Annotated in this window: 12 protein-coding genes; 4 read left to right on the top strand and 8 right to left on the bottom strand. The window is 72.7% G+C overall.

All coding sequences use genetic code 11. The features are described 5' to 3' along the window. Both VF612_RS01235 and VF612_RS01230 read left to right on the top strand, forming a co-directional pair. The coding region (locus VF612_RS01235) for a glycosyltransferase family 4 protein (protein WP_408658029.1) at nt 1–908 on the top strand (908 nt) is incomplete at its 5' end. 10 nt (nt 909–918) lie between these two features. Continuing rightward, entirely contained in the window at nt 919–1,710 is a 792-nt protein-coding gene (locus VF612_RS01230; RefSeq protein WP_408658028.1) for a PIG-L deacetylase family protein, read from the top strand. Between the two features lie 208 nt (nt 1,711–1,918). Here VF612_RS01230 and VF612_RS01225 read toward each other — a convergent pair whose 3' ends face one another. The 6 genes from VF612_RS01225 to VF612_RS01200 form a co-directional block, all read right to left on the bottom strand. Further along, nucleotides 1,919–3,079, bottom strand: coding sequence for an acyl-CoA dehydrogenase family protein (locus VF612_RS01225; RefSeq protein ID WP_408658027.1), 1,161 nt, complete (start codon nt 3,077–3,079; stop codon nt 1,919–1,921). Between the two features lie 48 nt (nt 3,080–3,127). Continuing rightward, nucleotides 3,128–5,638 carry a lysylphosphatidylglycerol synthase transmembrane domain-containing protein gene (locus tag VF612_RS01220; protein ID WP_408658026.1) on the bottom strand — a complete coding sequence of 837 codons (2,511 nt, stop codon included), beginning with the start codon at nt 5,636–5,638 and terminating at the stop codon, nt 3,128–3,130. A 163-nt stretch (nt 5,639–5,801) separates the two neighbouring features. After that, a complete protein-coding gene (locus VF612_RS01215) occupies nt 5,802–8,363 on the bottom strand; it encodes a putative bifunctional diguanylate cyclase/phosphodiesterase (protein ID WP_408658025.1) in 2,562 nt (853 codons plus the stop codon). Between the two features lie 2 nt (nt 8,364–8,365). Beyond that, complete coding sequence (locus VF612_RS01210; protein ID WP_408658024.1) at nt 8,366–9,973, bottom strand: S8 family serine peptidase; 1,608 nt, start codon at nt 9,971–9,973, stop codon at nt 8,366–8,368. A 330-nt stretch (nt 9,974–10,303) separates the two neighbouring features. Further along, on the bottom strand, nt 10,304–10,720 hold the full coding sequence (locus VF612_RS01205) for a hypothetical protein (RefSeq protein WP_408658023.1): 417 nt from the start codon (nt 10,718–10,720) through the stop codon (nt 10,304–10,306). Nucleotides 10,721–10,857: 137 nt separating this feature from the next. Then, complete coding sequence (locus VF612_RS01200) at nt 10,858–11,889, bottom strand: fatty acid desaturase family protein (RefSeq protein WP_408658022.1); 1,032 nt, start codon at nt 11,887–11,889, stop codon at nt 10,858–10,860. 255 nt (nt 11,890–12,144) lie between these two features. On the opposite strand from VF612_RS01200, the gene VF612_RS01195 reads away from it, so the two are divergent. Continuing rightward, nucleotides 12,145–12,570: a DUF5313 family protein gene (locus tag VF612_RS01195; RefSeq protein WP_408658021.1), complete on the top strand. Its 426-nt coding sequence runs from the start codon at nt 12,145–12,147 to the stop codon at nt 12,568–12,570. 44 nt (nt 12,571–12,614) lie between these two features. Here VF612_RS01195 and VF612_RS01190 read toward each other — a convergent pair whose 3' ends face one another. Continuing rightward, entirely contained in the window at nt 12,615–13,574 is a 960-nt protein-coding gene (locus tag VF612_RS01190) for a formate/nitrite transporter family protein (RefSeq protein WP_408658020.1), read from the bottom strand. A 110-nt stretch (nt 13,575–13,684) separates the two neighbouring features. Between VF612_RS01190 and VF612_RS01185 the strand changes: the two genes are divergently transcribed. After that, on the top strand, nt 13,685–14,749 hold the full coding sequence (locus tag VF612_RS01185) for an NAD-dependent epimerase/dehydratase family protein (RefSeq protein WP_408658019.1): 1,065 nt from the start codon (nt 13,685–13,687) through the stop codon (nt 14,747–14,749). A 13-nt stretch (nt 14,750–14,762) separates the two neighbouring features. On the opposite strand, the gene VF612_RS01180 is transcribed toward VF612_RS01185, so the two are convergent. After that, the coding region (locus VF612_RS01180) for a hypothetical protein (RefSeq protein WP_408658018.1) at nt 14,763–14,945 on the bottom strand (183 nt) is incomplete at its 5' end.

Genomic DNA, 14,945 nt, shown 5'->3' with positions numbered 1-14,945 from the left:
TTACCGGCGGCTATGACCTGGTGCACGTGCACGCGTCCACCTTCTCGCCGATGGCCTACCTGGCCGCCGGCGCCGCGAGCCGATCGGGGGTGCCGACCGTGGCGACGCTGCACTCGCTGTGGTCCTACGCCACCCCGATCTTCCGGGGCTTCGACGCCGCGCTGGACTGGCGGCGCTGGCCGATCACCTGGACGGCGGTGAGCACCGCCGCGGCCGGCGCGCTGTCGCAGGTGCTGCGGCCGGGCACCGAGATCGCGGTGCTGCCCAACGGTGTCCGTCCCGAGCTCTGGCGGCTGCCGCGCGCGCCGCGGGATCCGCAGCGGGTGGTGATCGTCAGCGTGATGCGGCTGTCGGCCCGCAAGCGGCCGCTGCAGCTGCTCAAGGTGCTGCGCGCGGTCCGCGACTTGGTGCCGGCCGGGATCGGCATCGAGGCGCAGATCATCGGCGCGGGCCCGCAGCGCGACACCATGCTGAGCTACCTGGCCCGGCACCGGATGACCGGCTGGGTCGAGTTGACCGGCCAGCTGGACCAGCCGGCGATCCGGGACCGGTTCGCCGACGCCGACCTCTACGTCTCCCCGGCCAGGCTTGAGTCCTTCGGCATCGCGGCGCTGGAAGCCCGGTGCGCGGGCCTGCCGGTGCTGGCCTTCGCCGGCACCGGGGTGTCGGACTTCATCGAGCACGGCCGCGACGGCCTGCTGGTGGGCAGCGACGACGAGCTGACCGCCGCGCTGGCTGAGCTGGCCTGCTCACCGGCCGCCCGCGCGGAGCTGGCCGCCGCCGAGCACGGCAACCAGCCCGGCTACACCTGGGACCAGGTGCTGCTCACCTGCGAGCAGGTGTACCGGCGGGCCTTCGAGCAGGCCGGCCGGCCCCTGCCCGGAGCGCTGGCCACGCCCGTCCCCTGAGAAACCGTCCATGAGTTTCTGCCTGGTCTCCTTCCACGCCCATCCCGACGACGAGGCGCTGCTGACGGCGGGCACCCTGGCCCGGGCGGCGGCCGAGGGCCACCGGGTCGTCCTGGTGGTCGCCACCCGCGGCGAGGCGGGGCTCAGCGACGGCCCGCCCGGACCGGGCCTGGCGGACCGGCGGGCCGACGAGCTGGACCGGTCGGCCGCGGCGCTCGGCTGCGCCAAGGTGATCCGGCTGGACTACCCGGACTCGGGGATGCGCAACGAGCACCAGGGCTTCGCCTCGATGCCGGTCGAGGAGCCTGCCGAGCGGCTGGCCGCGATCCTGCGCGCCGAGCGGGCCGACGCGCTGACCGTCTATGACCGCAATGGCGGCTACGGCCATCCCGATCACGTGCAGGTGCACCGGGTCGGGTACCGGGCCGCCGAGCTGGCCGGCACCCGGCTGGTGCTGGAGGCCACCGTCGACCGGACCGCGCTGACCCGGGCGCTGTCGCTGGTGCGCTGGACCCGGCTGCTGCCGCCGGGGTTCGCTCCCGACCGGCTGCGGCACAGCTACAGCGACCGGACGGTGATCACTCACCGCATCGATGTGCGCGCCTTCGCCGGTGCCAAGCGCCAGTCCATGGCCGCCCACGCCAGCCAGGCCGGCGGCGGCTCCGGGACCCGGACGCTGGCTGTCTTCCTGCGGCTGCCGACACCGCTCTACCGCAGGGTTTTCGGCACCGAGTGGTTCATCGAAGCCGGCCGGACGCCGGCCCGGCCACCGGTGCCGGACCTGTTCGCCAGCCTGCGCTGACGGCTCGGCGGCCGGTCGACGGACCCCGGCTTGACAGCCAGCCAAAGTTACGTACAGTAACCGTGCGAAAGCCGCTACACCTTCGTGTCTCCCCCGTGGCAGGAATGGCGTGGCGGTTTTCGCCATTCCCGAGCCAGCCTTTCCCGAGCCAGCCTTTCCCGAGCCAGCTTTCCCGAGCCAGCCTTTCCGAGCGAGAGCCTGAGCGGCGCTACAGCCCGGGGTCCGGCTCCATCCCCAGCAGTGCCCGCCCGGCCATCTCGTACCCGACCGCGCTGATCCCGTAGTGCTGGGTGGCGGCGTTGACGTCGCGCAGCAACCGTTGCAACGGGTTGCTCTGGTGCAGCGCGGTGGATCCGGCGTTGCGGTAGCACAGCAGCACCGCCTCGGCCGCGCCGGCGGTGGCGTGCACCGCGGCCAGCCGGGCCTGGGCACGCTGCTCCACGGTGGGCGGCTGGCCCGCGGCGCCGGCCTGCCACAGCGCCTGCATGCCCACCTGCAGGTAGTGGTGACCGGACTCGATCAGCGCGGTGGCCCGCGCCAGGCCGGCCTGCACCACCTCGCGGTCGGCCAGCAGCCGGCCGGACCGGAACGGCGTCTTGACCTGGGCCAGCTCGCGGAGTTCGCTGACCGCCCGCCGGGCCAGACCCAGCGGCACCGCGGCGAGCACCGGAAAGAGCAGCGACGTCAGCGGGATCCGCCACATCGGGCCGGCCGGCCACGGCGAGACCCGGTCCGGGGCCAGGGTGTGCTCGGCGGGCACCCGGATGCCCTCGACCCGGAAGTCCACGCTGGCGGTGCCCTGCAGCCCGACGACGTCCCAGTCGTCCAGGAACTCGATCTGGGATGCCGGCATCACCACCGCCCGGACCTCCGGCGGGCCGTCCGCAGCCACCACGGCGCCGCCGACCACCCAGTCGCAGTGCTGCACCCCGCTGCCGAAGGACCAGCGGCCGGTGACCAGGTACGATCCGTCCGGCTGCGGGATCGCCCGGCCGCCGGGCATCAACGCGCCACCGGCCATCTCCTGGCCGGTCGGGTACAGCGTCCGGGCGCCCAGCTCGGGGACGAACGCGCCGACGACATTGCTGGCCAGGCCGGTGGCCGCGCACCAGCCGGTCGAGCCGTCGGCGGCGGAGAGCGTCTCCACCACCCGCAGGACCGCCTCCGGGCCCGCCTCCAGGCCACCCAGCTCGCGCGGCATCCACAGCCGGAACACCCCGGCCTGGCGCAGCCCCGCCACCACATCGGCAGGCAGCCGGCGGTCCCGCTCGATCTCGCTCCCGCGGTCGCGCAGCGGGCCGGCGATCTCGGCCACCGCGGCGATCACGGCGCCCACGGCATCGGACTCCTGCGCTACTGCACTGACCACGGGCGCACACCTCGTCTCGACGCTGCTGCGGCGTCTCGAAGATAGCGTCTACAAGGCGTCCCGACGCTGTAGCCACCGCATGGCGAGCCACCCGGCCGGCACCGGCAGCCAGAAGGTGGCCAGCCGGAACAGCAGCACGGCGCTGATCGCGGCGGCGCTGGCCATGCCGGCCGCGGCCAGCCCGGTCGCCAGCGCCACCTCCACCGCGCCGAGCCCGCCCGGCGTGGGAGCGGCCGATCCGATCGCCGAGCCGGCCAGGTACACCACCGCCACCTGGGCCAGCGCGATGCCGCCGTCGAAGGCATGCACCGAGAACCAGAGCGCCGCGATGTAGCTGGCATTGAGCAGCAGCGACCCGACCAGCCCTTCGGCGAGCTTGACGGGGCTGGTCAGCAGCGACAGCAGCCGGGGCAGCGCCTGGTGCAGCGGCGGCAGCAGCCGGGCCAGCAGCCAGCGCCGGGTCGCGGGCACCGCCAGCGCCACCGAGATCAGCACCCCCAGGGCGCCCAGCACCGCGAACGCCCAGCCCGGGATGGGCACGCTGTGCCGGGCCGAGACCCCGGTCGCCGCCGCGAAGGCGATCAGCAGCACGACGTGGATGACCCCGTTGACGAGCTGGGCCAGGCCGACGCTGGTCGCGGCCCCGGACGTCCGGAGCCCGGACTTGCGCAGGTACCGCAGGTTGACCGCCAGGCCGCCCACGGCGGGCGGGGTGACGAAGCCGGCGAACGAGGCCGCCAGCTGCGCCAGCACGGTGCGGGGGTACGACAGCCGCTCGCCGACGTAGCCGGTCAGCGCCAGCGCCGCGGCCAGGTAGCTGGCCGCCGAGGCCGCCACCACCAGCGGCAGCCACTGCCAGCGGGCGTCGGCCAGCACGGTCGCCAGGTCCACCGAGCCCAGCTGGCCGACGATCAGGTAACCGGCCACGATCACGGCCACCACCGAGATGATGGTGCGCGGCCGGACCCGTTCCATCCGGACCGGCTCCGGCGGCTGCTGGTGGGTCTGGCCCTGGATCTCCTCCCGGACCGCCTCGACCAGGTCCGGGTCCTCGCGCAGCGCCTCGCGGGTCTGCCGGCTCAACACGATCGGCTGCAGCACCGCGACGGTGGCTGCCAGCTCGTCGTCGGTGAGCACCCGGCGGGCGCTGCGCACCGCGCGCTGGACGCCCACCAGCCCGACGATGCTGATCAGCAGCTCCACCCGGTCCAGGTTGATCCGCAGGTCGGTGGCGAAGACGGTGCCGTCCTGCGGGATGGGCAGCAGCACCGCGCCGTCCGGTTCCACCAGCAGGTTGGCCGCCCGCAGGCCGCGATGGGTGATCCGGTTGCGGTGCAGCTTCAGCACGCCGGCCCACAGCTCGTCCAGCTGGTTGTCGGTCGGGTCGGTCAGCGGGCTGCCGGCGACCCGGTCATAGACCAGGGCGATCGCGTTCGGGCCGCACCGCACCCCGGCCAGCAGCCTGGGCATCGCCACCCCGGTGGCCGCCGCCGCCATCGCCAGCAGCGACCGGTGCTCGGCCACCCGCTCCAGCGACAGGGCCGGCGACGGGGCGACCTCGGTGCGGATCCGGACCAGCCGGTAGGCGTTGTACACCGCTCCGGAGGCGATCAGGTCCCGGTCCAGCATGTGTACCCGCAGCTGCCGGCCCTGGGCGTCCGCGCCGAGGTAGCTGCGGTGCTCCGCGGTGGTGGCAATCCGTTCCAGCCTGCGCAGCACGATGCCCCGGCCGGCCAGCGCCGCGACGATCTGCCGGCCGTCGGGACGCTCGTTGAGGCTGCCGGCGAGGTAGCGGACGGCGATCCCGACCGTCGCCCCGATCACCAGGCTGAGCACCAGCGACAGCAGCGACGCCTTGGTGGCGGTGAAGACCGACCCGACGTACAGCCCGGTGACGGCCACCAGCAGGGCGCGCCAGCGCGGGTCCTGCGCCACCCCGACGACCGCCACGAAGGCCAGCAACGCGGCCAGGTAGGTGTCCAGCGGCCGGACCGCGGGCTCCGCGCCCGGCCGGATCAGCGCCGCAAGCAGCGCCTCGGAGGCGTAGGCGGCGATCAGCTGGTTGAGCGCCGCGACCACCGCGATCGCGATCATGCCGGTGACCAGCGCCTCGATCAGCCGGCGGGTCTGCCCGCGGACGATCTCGCGGGCCATGAACGCCAGCGGGACGGCCAGCGCCCCGAAGGCGGCCAGGGTGCGCAGCATCCGCACCAGCAGCGGGGGCACGTGGGCCAGCAACCGCACCAGGTCGTCGTTGGCGCCCCGGCTGGTGTCGCTGGCGATCAGCCCCAGACCGGTCAGCAGCAGGCCGGCCAGCACCAGGCCGGTCAGCCGCACCAGGTCCCAGGACCGGCGGACCCGGGCCGGGGCGACGTCGATGATCTCGACGGCTGCCGTCGCGGTGCCGCCGGGCTCAGCGGGTCGATCCGGCCCGATCGCAGCGCCGGGCCCGATCGGGGTGCCGGGCTCGGCGGTGCCGCCGGACTGCGTCGGGCCAGCCGCGGGCCCGGCCTCAGGCGTTGCCCAGGCCTGCTCGAGCCGCGGGCGCTGAGGCTTCACTGCGAGAACCGTCCGGTCCGGTCGGCGGTTGCTAGGACAAGCGCGAGGGTATTACAGCCCCGCCGGTGCGGCCGGGACCTGAGGGAGCATCGCAGGCGCGCAGCGCCGAGGAGCGGACCTCAGCCAGCGATGAGCGCTCGCGCGAAGAGCCGTCGAGACCGGCTCAGCTGCCGACGCTGAGCAGCCGCAGCCGGGGGGCGGCCTCGGCCGTCCGGCTCAGCCAATTACGCAGGTCCGGCCCGGCCAGCGGCCGGCTGATGTAGTAGCCCTGGGCCACCTGGCAGCCCATTCCACGCAGCTCGTCCAGGGTGGCCAGGTCCTCGACGCCCTCGGCCACGATCCGCAGGTTCAGGTCGGCGCCGAGGCCGATGATGGTCTTGATCAGCGCGCGGGTGCTGGCCCGGTTCTCCCCCGACAGCCCCTGCACGAAGGACCGGTCGATCTTGACCTCGCCCACCGGCAGCCGCTGCAGGTAGGACAGGCTGGAGTACCCGGTCCCGAAGTCGTCCAGGGACAGGCAGACGCCCAGATCGCGCAGCTGGTGCAGCACCGGCAGGGTCTGCTCCGGATCGCCCATCACGCTGCTCTCGGTGATCTCCAGGATCACCCGGTCGGCGGGCAGCCCGATCCGGGCGATGGCCTGGGCCACCCGCTCTGGCAGCTGCGGGTCGCTGATGTTGCGGGCCGAGAGGTTGACCGCGACGCTGATCGGGTAGCCGTCGACCGTCCAGCTGCGGCACGCGGCGAGCCCGGCCTCCAGCACCAGCGGGGTGAGCCCCTCGATCAGGCCGGTGGACTCGGCCAGCGGGATGAACCGGTCCGGCCCGAGCACGCCCAGGGTCGGGTGCGCCCAGCGGACGAGGGCCTCCACGCCGGTCACCAGACCGGTCTGCAGGTCGATCTTGGGCTGGTAGTGCAGCAGCATCTGCTCGGGGTGATCGCTCAGCGCCATCCGCAGGTCGGCCACCAGGGCGAGCCGCTCGATCCGGCCGCGGTCCATCTCCGGGCCGTACACCGCCACCCGGCGGTCGTTGGCCTTGGCCTCGTACATCGCGGTGTCGGCCTGGCGCAACAGGTCCGGTTGGGCCGACAGGCCGTTGGTGACCGCGACCCCGACGCTGCTCTCCGGAGTCAGCATGGCCTCGTCGAACTGCACCGGCTCGGCGAGGGTGTCGGCCACCAGCTCGGCCAGGTCGGCGGCGTTCTCCGTGCCGGGCAGCAGCACCGCGAACTCGTCGCCGCCCAGCCGCGCTACGGTGGCGTTGGTCGGCAGGCAGGCCCGCAACCGGTCGGCCACCACCTTCAGCAGCCGGTCGCCGACATCGTGGCCGAGGATGTCGTTGACCTCCTTGAACCGGTCGAGGTCCAGCAGCAGCACCGCCGCCGCGCCGGTGCCGGTGGACAGCACGTGGTTGATCTGCTCGCTGAGGTGCGCCCGGTTGGACAGCCCGGTGAGCGAGTCGTGGGTGGCGTCGTAGCCGAGCTTCTCGACCAGCCGGGTGCTCCGGATGGCGACCGCGAGATGCCCGGTCAACGTCTGCAGCAGGGTGAGGTCGTCCTCGAGGAAGGTGGCGGTCTCGCCGAGCCGGTCCATCACGGTAAGGGTGCCGGCCGATCCGCTGGACAGCGGCAGCGCCACCACGACGGCGTCCCGGACGCCGCGTTCGAGCAGCCAGCGCCGCAGGCCGCGGTCCTTGGTGGTCCGGGCGGCCAGCGTCGGCTCCTCCTGGACCAGGGCACGCACCGCGATCCAGTCGGAGTAGTCGACCGTCCGCCGGCCCACCACCAGCACCTCGTCCTCGCCGATGGTCAGGGTCAGCGCCGCGGTCGGCTCGACATCCGGACGGGCGGCGGTCAGATTGGCGAGCTGGCCGTCGACGATCATCACCTCGACGGTGGCGGCGCGCAGCAGCTGGCGGATCCGCGACAGCAGCTGGCTGGCCAGCACCTCCAGCGACTCCGCGCCGACGCCGTCGGAGACGAACTCGTGGATCAGGGTCAGCGCCTGGTGCCGTCGGCGGGTCGAGGCGTGACCGCGGTAGGCCCCGGCGCCCACGGCGATCACCAGGATCACCAGGCCGACGCCGACGATGCCGTTGCGCAGCAGCAACAGCACGATCACCGCGAAGGCGCTGGCCACCAGACTGAGGGCAGCGGCCGAGACCAGCACGTCGGCGATCTCGCGGGCGCTGAGCGGGCCGTTGTGCAGCCGGATCAGGCTCAGCACCAGCAGGCTCATCAGCTGGTCGACCGCGGCGATCACGGCCAGGACGACGGTCATCGTCCACAGGTCGATGTCGTGCCGCGGCTGCAGCCAGAGATGGATGATGGTGGCGTCCAGCGCCGCCTCGCACGCGTAGGCGGCCCCGTTGTACAGGATCTTGTCGAAGTTGATCCGCTGCAGCAGGAACGCGATCATGGCCGCGACCAGCCGGGCGATGACGAACGTCTGCGGTGACACCAGCAGCACGCCGAGCACCAGCGGAACCCCCGCCAGCGTCAGCGAGTGAGCCTGCCGGCGGAACTCGACGTTCATCAGGAACTGCTCGGCGAGCAGGAACAACGCGACCAGCGCCGGCGCCAGCACCGGGGTGGGCAGGTTCACCACCACCAGGATCGGCTGGGCGTCGTCGATGTAGGAGGTCAGGCCCGCGGCGACAGCCGCCAGGATGGCGCTGAGGATCAGCGTCCACCGGGCGGCGCCGCCGCGGGATGTGCGGCGCACGGTCAGCTCCACGTCGAATCGGACCAGCGGGCGGAGGACCACCGCGCGGACGACCAGCGGGCCGAGGACCACCGTGCGGAGGACCAGCGCGCGGACGACCAGCGGGCCGAGGACCAGCGCGCGGACTCCAGGTCATCGCCGGCGCCTGCCCAGCCCGAGCCGGTCCAGGTCGAGCCCATCCAGTCCCCGCCCACCCAGGAGGTCAGCGTGGAGGATGCGGCCCACCAGGCGGCGGCGTCCCAGGGGTTGCCCTGCACGTCGATCTCGCCGGTCAGTGGAACACCGTCGGCGTCCACCAGGGCGTCGCCGCCGCGGGCGGCGTCCAGCGAGCCCTGGCCGGTGGAGACCGGGAAGTCCTGGTCGGCTGACCGGGCCAGCTTGAGCGGGTTGGCCGAGCGCACCGAGTTGAGCGCCGCGGCGACGTTCAGCTGGCCGGCGCCTGCGGAGAGCGGGCTGGCCCGCATCGGGGTGGCGGTGCTGACCAGGGCGGACTTGACCTGGTCCGGGGTCAGGTTCGGGTAGGCCTGCAGCAGCAGCGCGGCGGCGCCGGAGACCACCGCGGCGGCCTGGCTGGTGCCGCTGCCGCGGAACAGCCGCTCGGTGCTGTCGCCGGCGACCCGGCCCTCAGGGTGGTTGGTGTCGATGAACGAGCCCGGGGCGCGCAGCGAGACGATCGAGGTGCCGGGCGCGACCAGGTCGACGTGCCGCTGCCACGAGCCGCTGCTGCTGAACGGCGCGACGGCGGGGCGGTTCCAGCCGGCCGGGGTGTCGTTGCTGTCGGACGCGCCGACCGCGATGACGTAGGGGTCGATGGCGGGGTCGGTCAGCCGGCCGGCGGACGGGCCCTCGTTGCCGCCGGAGACGACGACCACCAGTCCGTGCCGCCAGGCGTTCTCGGCCGCGGCAGCCAGCGGGTCGCGCTGGTACGGCTGCACCGAGTCGGTCCCGAAGGACAGGTTGACCACCCGCACCGGGCTGCCGTCGTAGTTGGTCTGGTGCTCGGTGATCCAGTTCAGCGCCGCGATCACCTGGCTGACGTCGGTGCTGCCGTCGGTGGTGGCCAGCTTCAGCGACAGCAGGTTCGCGTCCGGCGCCACGCCCAGCTGCACCGAGGCAGCCGCGCTGGCGAGGGACTTGCCGGTGGGCGCTGCGGCGTCGCGGCCGGCGATGATGCCGGCCAGGTGGGTGCCGTGGCCGTAGGTGTCCTGGTCGGTGAGGACACCGTTGGATTCGATGGACAGGTCCGGGCCGTGGCTCAGCTTGCCGGGGGCGTCCAGGCCGCTGACCTCGGCGGCGCCGGAGTCCAGCAGCGCGACGGTGACGCCCTGGCCGGTGATCTGCCGGTTGGCCGAGTCACGCTGCTGCCAGACGGCGCGGGCGCCGATCGCCCGTTCCACGGTGTAGAGCGAGCCGGGGTCGACGCTGGCCTCGTTGCGGCCGAGCAGGTTGAGCGAGAGCGCGTCGGCCACGGCATCGCCCCAGCGGGCGTCGTTGAAGGAGGCATGCCGTACCGAGCCGGCGGGCGCCTGGGCTGACGCGGGGCTGGTGAACGTCGATGCGGCCAGCGACAAGCCGAGGCTCGCCAAGCCGATCACGCCCGCTTTTGCCACGCGTAGGCTCGCCGATTCACTGCACGCGGCCATCCTTGGCCCCCTTCACGGTAGGCATCCTCGCCCGTAGTCAAGTGACTACCGTTAGCCACTTAACACACACCGTACAGCTACATAACACGGATCTCAACTCGAATGACGGAATTGGTCCGATGGCGAAGGTTTGGGCGTGTCGGAACCCTCGCCGGAGCCGAGTACCGGCGAGTGGGAAGGTTCCGAACGGACGGCGCGGGGCTCAGCTGCGGCGAGTGGGAAGGTTCCGAACGGACGGGCGCGGCGGCTCAGCCCGCGGCGAGTAGGAGGGGCCCGCGAATGGACGAGCGCAGCGGCTCAGCCCGCGGCGGGCGGCATCCCGCGGGGGTCGTCGCTGCGCGACCGGACCGGCTCGGCGTGCGCGCCTGCGCCGGGGGCGGTGGCGCCACCGGTAGTCGTCCCACCGGTCGTGGCGCCAGCCGTCGTGCCGGTCTGGCCTACCGTGGCCGCCCGCTCGCTGAGCCGGCGGTTCTCCTGGACCAGCTCCCGGCGTTCCCGGCGCCGCCGCATCCGGTGCGCCGCCCCCGCCCGGACGGCCGAGAGGCCCAGCGCCAGCACGGCCATGATCGCCAGCCCGGCGATCGCGAGCCAGTAGGCGGCGACGTTGTAGTCGGTGTCGAAGACGTGTACTGCGATCGTGCCGTCGTTCTGGACGACGAGGATGATCGCGGCTGCCACTGCGGCAGCGATCAGGAGCAGGCCGATCAGGACCATCAGGTTCCCCTCAAGCCAGGTCGGACGGGGCGTGCGCTGTTTGCAGCCCGGATCCCTCTGGCTGCCGAGTCTACGTGGGACGCCCTCCGGCGACCCCGTTCAGCGCGCTGGGCAGGCTCAACTCGCGCTGGGCAGGCTCAACTCGGGCTGGTGCCGCGCAGCGGGGCGCCCAGCCGGTGCAGGTAACCCAGCGCCGCGGCGTAGGAGCCGACCAGGCTGGTCTCGGTGTAGGAGATGTGGTGCTCCTGGCAGTACTGGAACACCAGCCGCTGGGCCTTGCGCAGGTTGGGACGGGGCATGTTCGGGAACAGGTGGTGCTCGATCTGGTAGTTCAGCCCGCCGAGCAGCAGATCGGTGAACCAGCCGCCGCGCACGTTCCGCGAGGTAAGCACCTGCCGGCGCAGGAAGTCCAGCTGCTCACCGGGGGCGATGATGGCCATCCCCTTGTGGTTGGGCGCGAAGGAGCAGCCCATGTAGATGCCGAAGATCGCCTGGTGCACCGCGATGAACGCCAGCGCCTTGAGCGGCGACAGCACCAGGAAGATCCCGCCGAGGTAGCCGACCAGGTGGGCCGACAGCAGCACCGACTCGATGCGGCGGTACCTGCGCTGCTTGCCCTGGATCAGCGAGCGGACGCTGGCCACGTGCAGCTGCAGCCCCTCGAAGCACAGCATGGGGAAGAACAGCCAGGCCTGGTGGCGGGCGATGAAGCGGAGCGGCCCGCCGGTCCGGCCCGCGATGTGGGCGGTGGTGAAGGCGAGGACGGAGTCGCCGATGTCCGGGTCGTGATCCTCGTGGTTGGGGTTGGCATGGTGGCGGTTGTGCTTGTCCAGCCACCAGCCGAAGCTCAGCCCGACCAGCAGGTCACCGATCAGGAGCCCGATCAGGTCGTTGGCGCGCCTGGAGCGGCACACCTGCTGATGGCCGCCGTCGTGGCCGAGGAAGGCCAGCTGGGTCGATGCCAGGCCGAGCGCCACCGCGATGCCGAGCTGGTACCAGGTGTCGCCGGCGAGCACGAATCCCGCGCAGAGGGCGAGGAACGCCAGCAGCGTGACCGAGATCCGGACCGCATAGTTCCAGCCCCGGCGCTGCAGCAGGTTGGCTGCCCGCACCTGCCGGCAGAGGACGGCGAAATCGCTGCCCCGCGCGGTCTGCGTGGTGGCCGTCAACGGGCTGTCCGTGCGGGGCGACAGTGAGGAAGAGGCAAGGCTGTGATCATGAGGCGACCTGACTGCGCCGCAGGTGCCAGCGCGAAATATGTGCCGGGGCGGCGCGCGCCGCCTGGACGTGATACCGGATGCTGGCTGACCCTACCGGTGACCCTACCTGCTGATCGGCAGCTGCGATGCCCACTGCGGCGGAGATAATGTGGAGCCGCGACATCTCGAAGTAGACGCCGGCCAGGCCGAAGGAGTCGAAGCGTCATGCAGGGCAGCAGCAGCGGGCGGCGGCGTCCGACTCCCTGGCAGTGGTTGCGCTACAGCCTCGGCGGCGGGTTGCCGGAGGACCTGGCCGAGTGGGTGCTGCACGACACCACCTGCCGGACCTGGGCGCTTCGCCAGGTGGCGCGCTCGCTGCTGGTGATCTCCCCGCTGATCGTCGTCCTGCTGGTCTTCGTCCCGGGCCCGTTCTGGATCCGGGCGCTCAGCGCGCTGGGCGGCATGCTGATGAGCCTCATCTACTCCCTGGGCTACCTGGTGGAGACGGCCGAGCACCGGCTGGTCAAGGCCGGCTACCCGGCCGGCACCGGCGCCGCCGTCCGGCAGGGCCAGGCCGGCGACCAGCGCTCGGCAGCCACGGCGCGCCGCCGGGAGAAGATGTTCCAGCGGATGGAGAACCGGCGGCGCTGAGTCCTCGGCCGAGGGGTGTTCAGCCGGGCTTTCGGTCGAAGGCTTCAGTCGGCGGGCTGGTCGCGCAGATACAGGTACCAGTAGGCGCCGGCGACGAAGACCTCCGCGCCCACCGCATTGCCCAGATAGGCGAAGAACAGGTTCAGCGTCATGTTGGAGAAGGTGACCCCGCCGGTCTCCAGGAACATCGCGGCCGGCAGGAAGAACATGTTGGCCACCACGTGGTCGAAGCCCAGCGCCACGAAGGCCGTGATGGGAAAGATGATCGCCAGGATCTTGCCGGCGATGTCGTGCGCCGCCAACGCCAGCCAGACCGCCAGGCACACCAGCCAGTTGCACCCCATCGCCCGCAGGAACTGCTCCAGGTGGGTCTCCGACACGGCCTTGCTCATCGTGATGGCGCCGAGCCGGGCGTACCCCTGGGTGGCCGAGATGGAGCCGGTCTTGGCCAGCACCCCGGTCCGGTCGGCCAGCACGTACGCCACGAACACCGCGCCGGCCAGGTTGCCCAGGGTCACCCAGAGCCAGTTCTGCAGCAACCGGGCGATGCCGACCCGGCGCGCCATCAGCGCGATCGGGATCAGCGCCATGTTCCCGGTCAGCAGCTCCGCCCCGCCGACGATGACCAGGATCAGCCCCATGCTGAACACCAGGCCGGTCACCACGGTGATCAGCCCGCCCCACACCTGCGGATCCATCCCGGCCGAGGCGACCACGGCCAGCAGGCCGCCGAAGGCGATGTAGGCGCCGGCCAGGAACCCGCCGACCAGCGCGTTGCCCGGCTTCAGCGAGGCCTTGGCGACGCCGGCGGCCACCGCGGCCGCGGCGTTCTCCTTCGGGGTGTTGTAGGCCTTCACCCGCTGGTCGGACTTGACCGCGCTCACGGGCTTGGCGGTATCGGCCTTGGCGATGCTCGCGGTGTGGTCGGACGTCCCAGCGGTGTGGTCGGACGTCCCGGCGATCTCGGACTTCGCGGTGTGGTCGGACTTCGCGGTGTCGGACACGGCATCCCCCTGAAAGCCTTCAGGCGTTGCTTGCCCCTGCCCAGCAAGTGAACTCCGCCCGGCCCGGCCGGCGCAACCGGCTCGCCCGTCCGGGCAGGCACACTGGATCCATGCGTATCGCCATCACGGGGGCCAGCGGAAACATCGGCACGGCATTGCTCCGGCGGCTCAGCGGCAGCGGCCATGAGCTGGTGGGCGTGGCCCGCCGGATCCCGACCGGAGAGCCGTACGAGGCCGTGTCCTGGCACAGCGTGGACCTCGCCGAAGCCGGGGCGGCGGCCTCGCTGGGCGGCGCCTTCGACGGCGTGGACACCGTCGTGCACCTGGCCTGGGGCTTCCAGCCCTCGCACAACATCGACTACCTGCGCAGGCTGGGCGTCGGCGGGACGGCGGCGGTGCTGCAGGCGGCGCGGACGGCCGGCGTGCGGCACCTGATCCACATGTCCTCGGTCGGGGCCTACTCGCGCTCACCGGGACGCCGGGTGGACGAGTCGGCCGCGCGCGAGGGCATCGAGAGCCTGGCCTACAGCCTGCACAAGGCCGCGGCCGAGCGGCTGCTCGACAGCTACGAGCAGCAGGCCGGCGAGGCGGCGATGCTGATCAGCCGGCTGCGTCCCGGTTTCGTGGTGCAGCCCGACGCCGCCAGCGCGCTGCTGCGCTATGGCGTGCCCGGATACGTGCCGGCCCGGCTGCTGACGCTGCTGCCGATCCTGCCGCTGGACCGCAAGCTCAGCATTCCGGTGGTGCATTCGGACGACCTCGCCGACGGCATCGTCCGGGTGATCGAGCGGCGGGCCGGTGGCGCGTTCAACTTCGCCGGCGAGCCGCCGGTGACCCGCGATGACATCGCCGCCGCGCTGGGCGCCCGGCCGGTGCAGCTGCCGGCGAAGGCGCTCAGCCTGCTCGCCGGGATCGGCTGGCGGGTGCGGTTGCAGGCGCTGGATCCCGGCTGGATCGACCTGGCGTTCTCGGTTCCGCTGCTCGACACCAGCCGGGCCAGGACCGAGCTGGACTGGACGCCGGCTATCGACTCGCGGCAGGCGTTGAGCATGACCATCCAGGCGATGGCGCAGGGCAGGAGCGCCAACAGCCCGGTGCTGCGGGCCCGTTCCGGTCTGGACCAGCTGCGCAAGCTCCTGACGTCCGGGCCGCTGGGCAACCGGCGGCTGCCCTGAGCCGACGGCTCAGCTACGCGATCCTGGTCCTGCTCACCGTGGGGTGCGCCGGGCTCACCGCAGGCTGCACCGGCCGCGCCGCCCGGCCGGGCGCTGCGGCGAGCCCGTCCTGCTCGGTGGCGCCCGGTCCCGGCTTCTCCTGGCCGGCCGGCATACCGGCAGACCTGCCGATGCCTGCCGGCGCCCGGCTCGGCGC

It is taken from the genome of Jatrophihabitans sp., from assembly GCF_036388195.1.
In the GTDB taxonomy this organism is placed as follows: domain Bacteria; phylum Actinomycetota; class Actinomycetes; order Mycobacteriales; family Jatrophihabitantaceae; genus Jatrophihabitans_A.
The sequence above is the reverse complement of the archived record's forward strand: the minus strand, read 5'-3'. Positions and strand labels throughout refer to the sequence as shown.

Coding starts and splice junctions, on each gene's coding strand:
- VF612_RS01205 (WP_408658023.1), bottom strand. CDS start 10,720: ATGGTCCTGATCGGCCTGCTCCTGATCGCTGCCGCAGTGGCAGCCGCG.
- VF612_RS01195 (WP_408658021.1), top strand. CDS start 12,145: ATGCAGGGCAGCAGCAGCGGGCGGCGGCGTCCGACTCCCTGGCAGTGG.
- VF612_RS01230 (WP_408658028.1), top strand. CDS start 919: ATGAGTTTCTGCCTGGTCTCCTTCCACGCCCATCCCGACGACGAGGCG.
- VF612_RS01185 (WP_408658019.1), top strand. CDS start 13,685: ATGCGTATCGCCATCACGGGGGCCAGCGGAAACATCGGCACGGCATTG.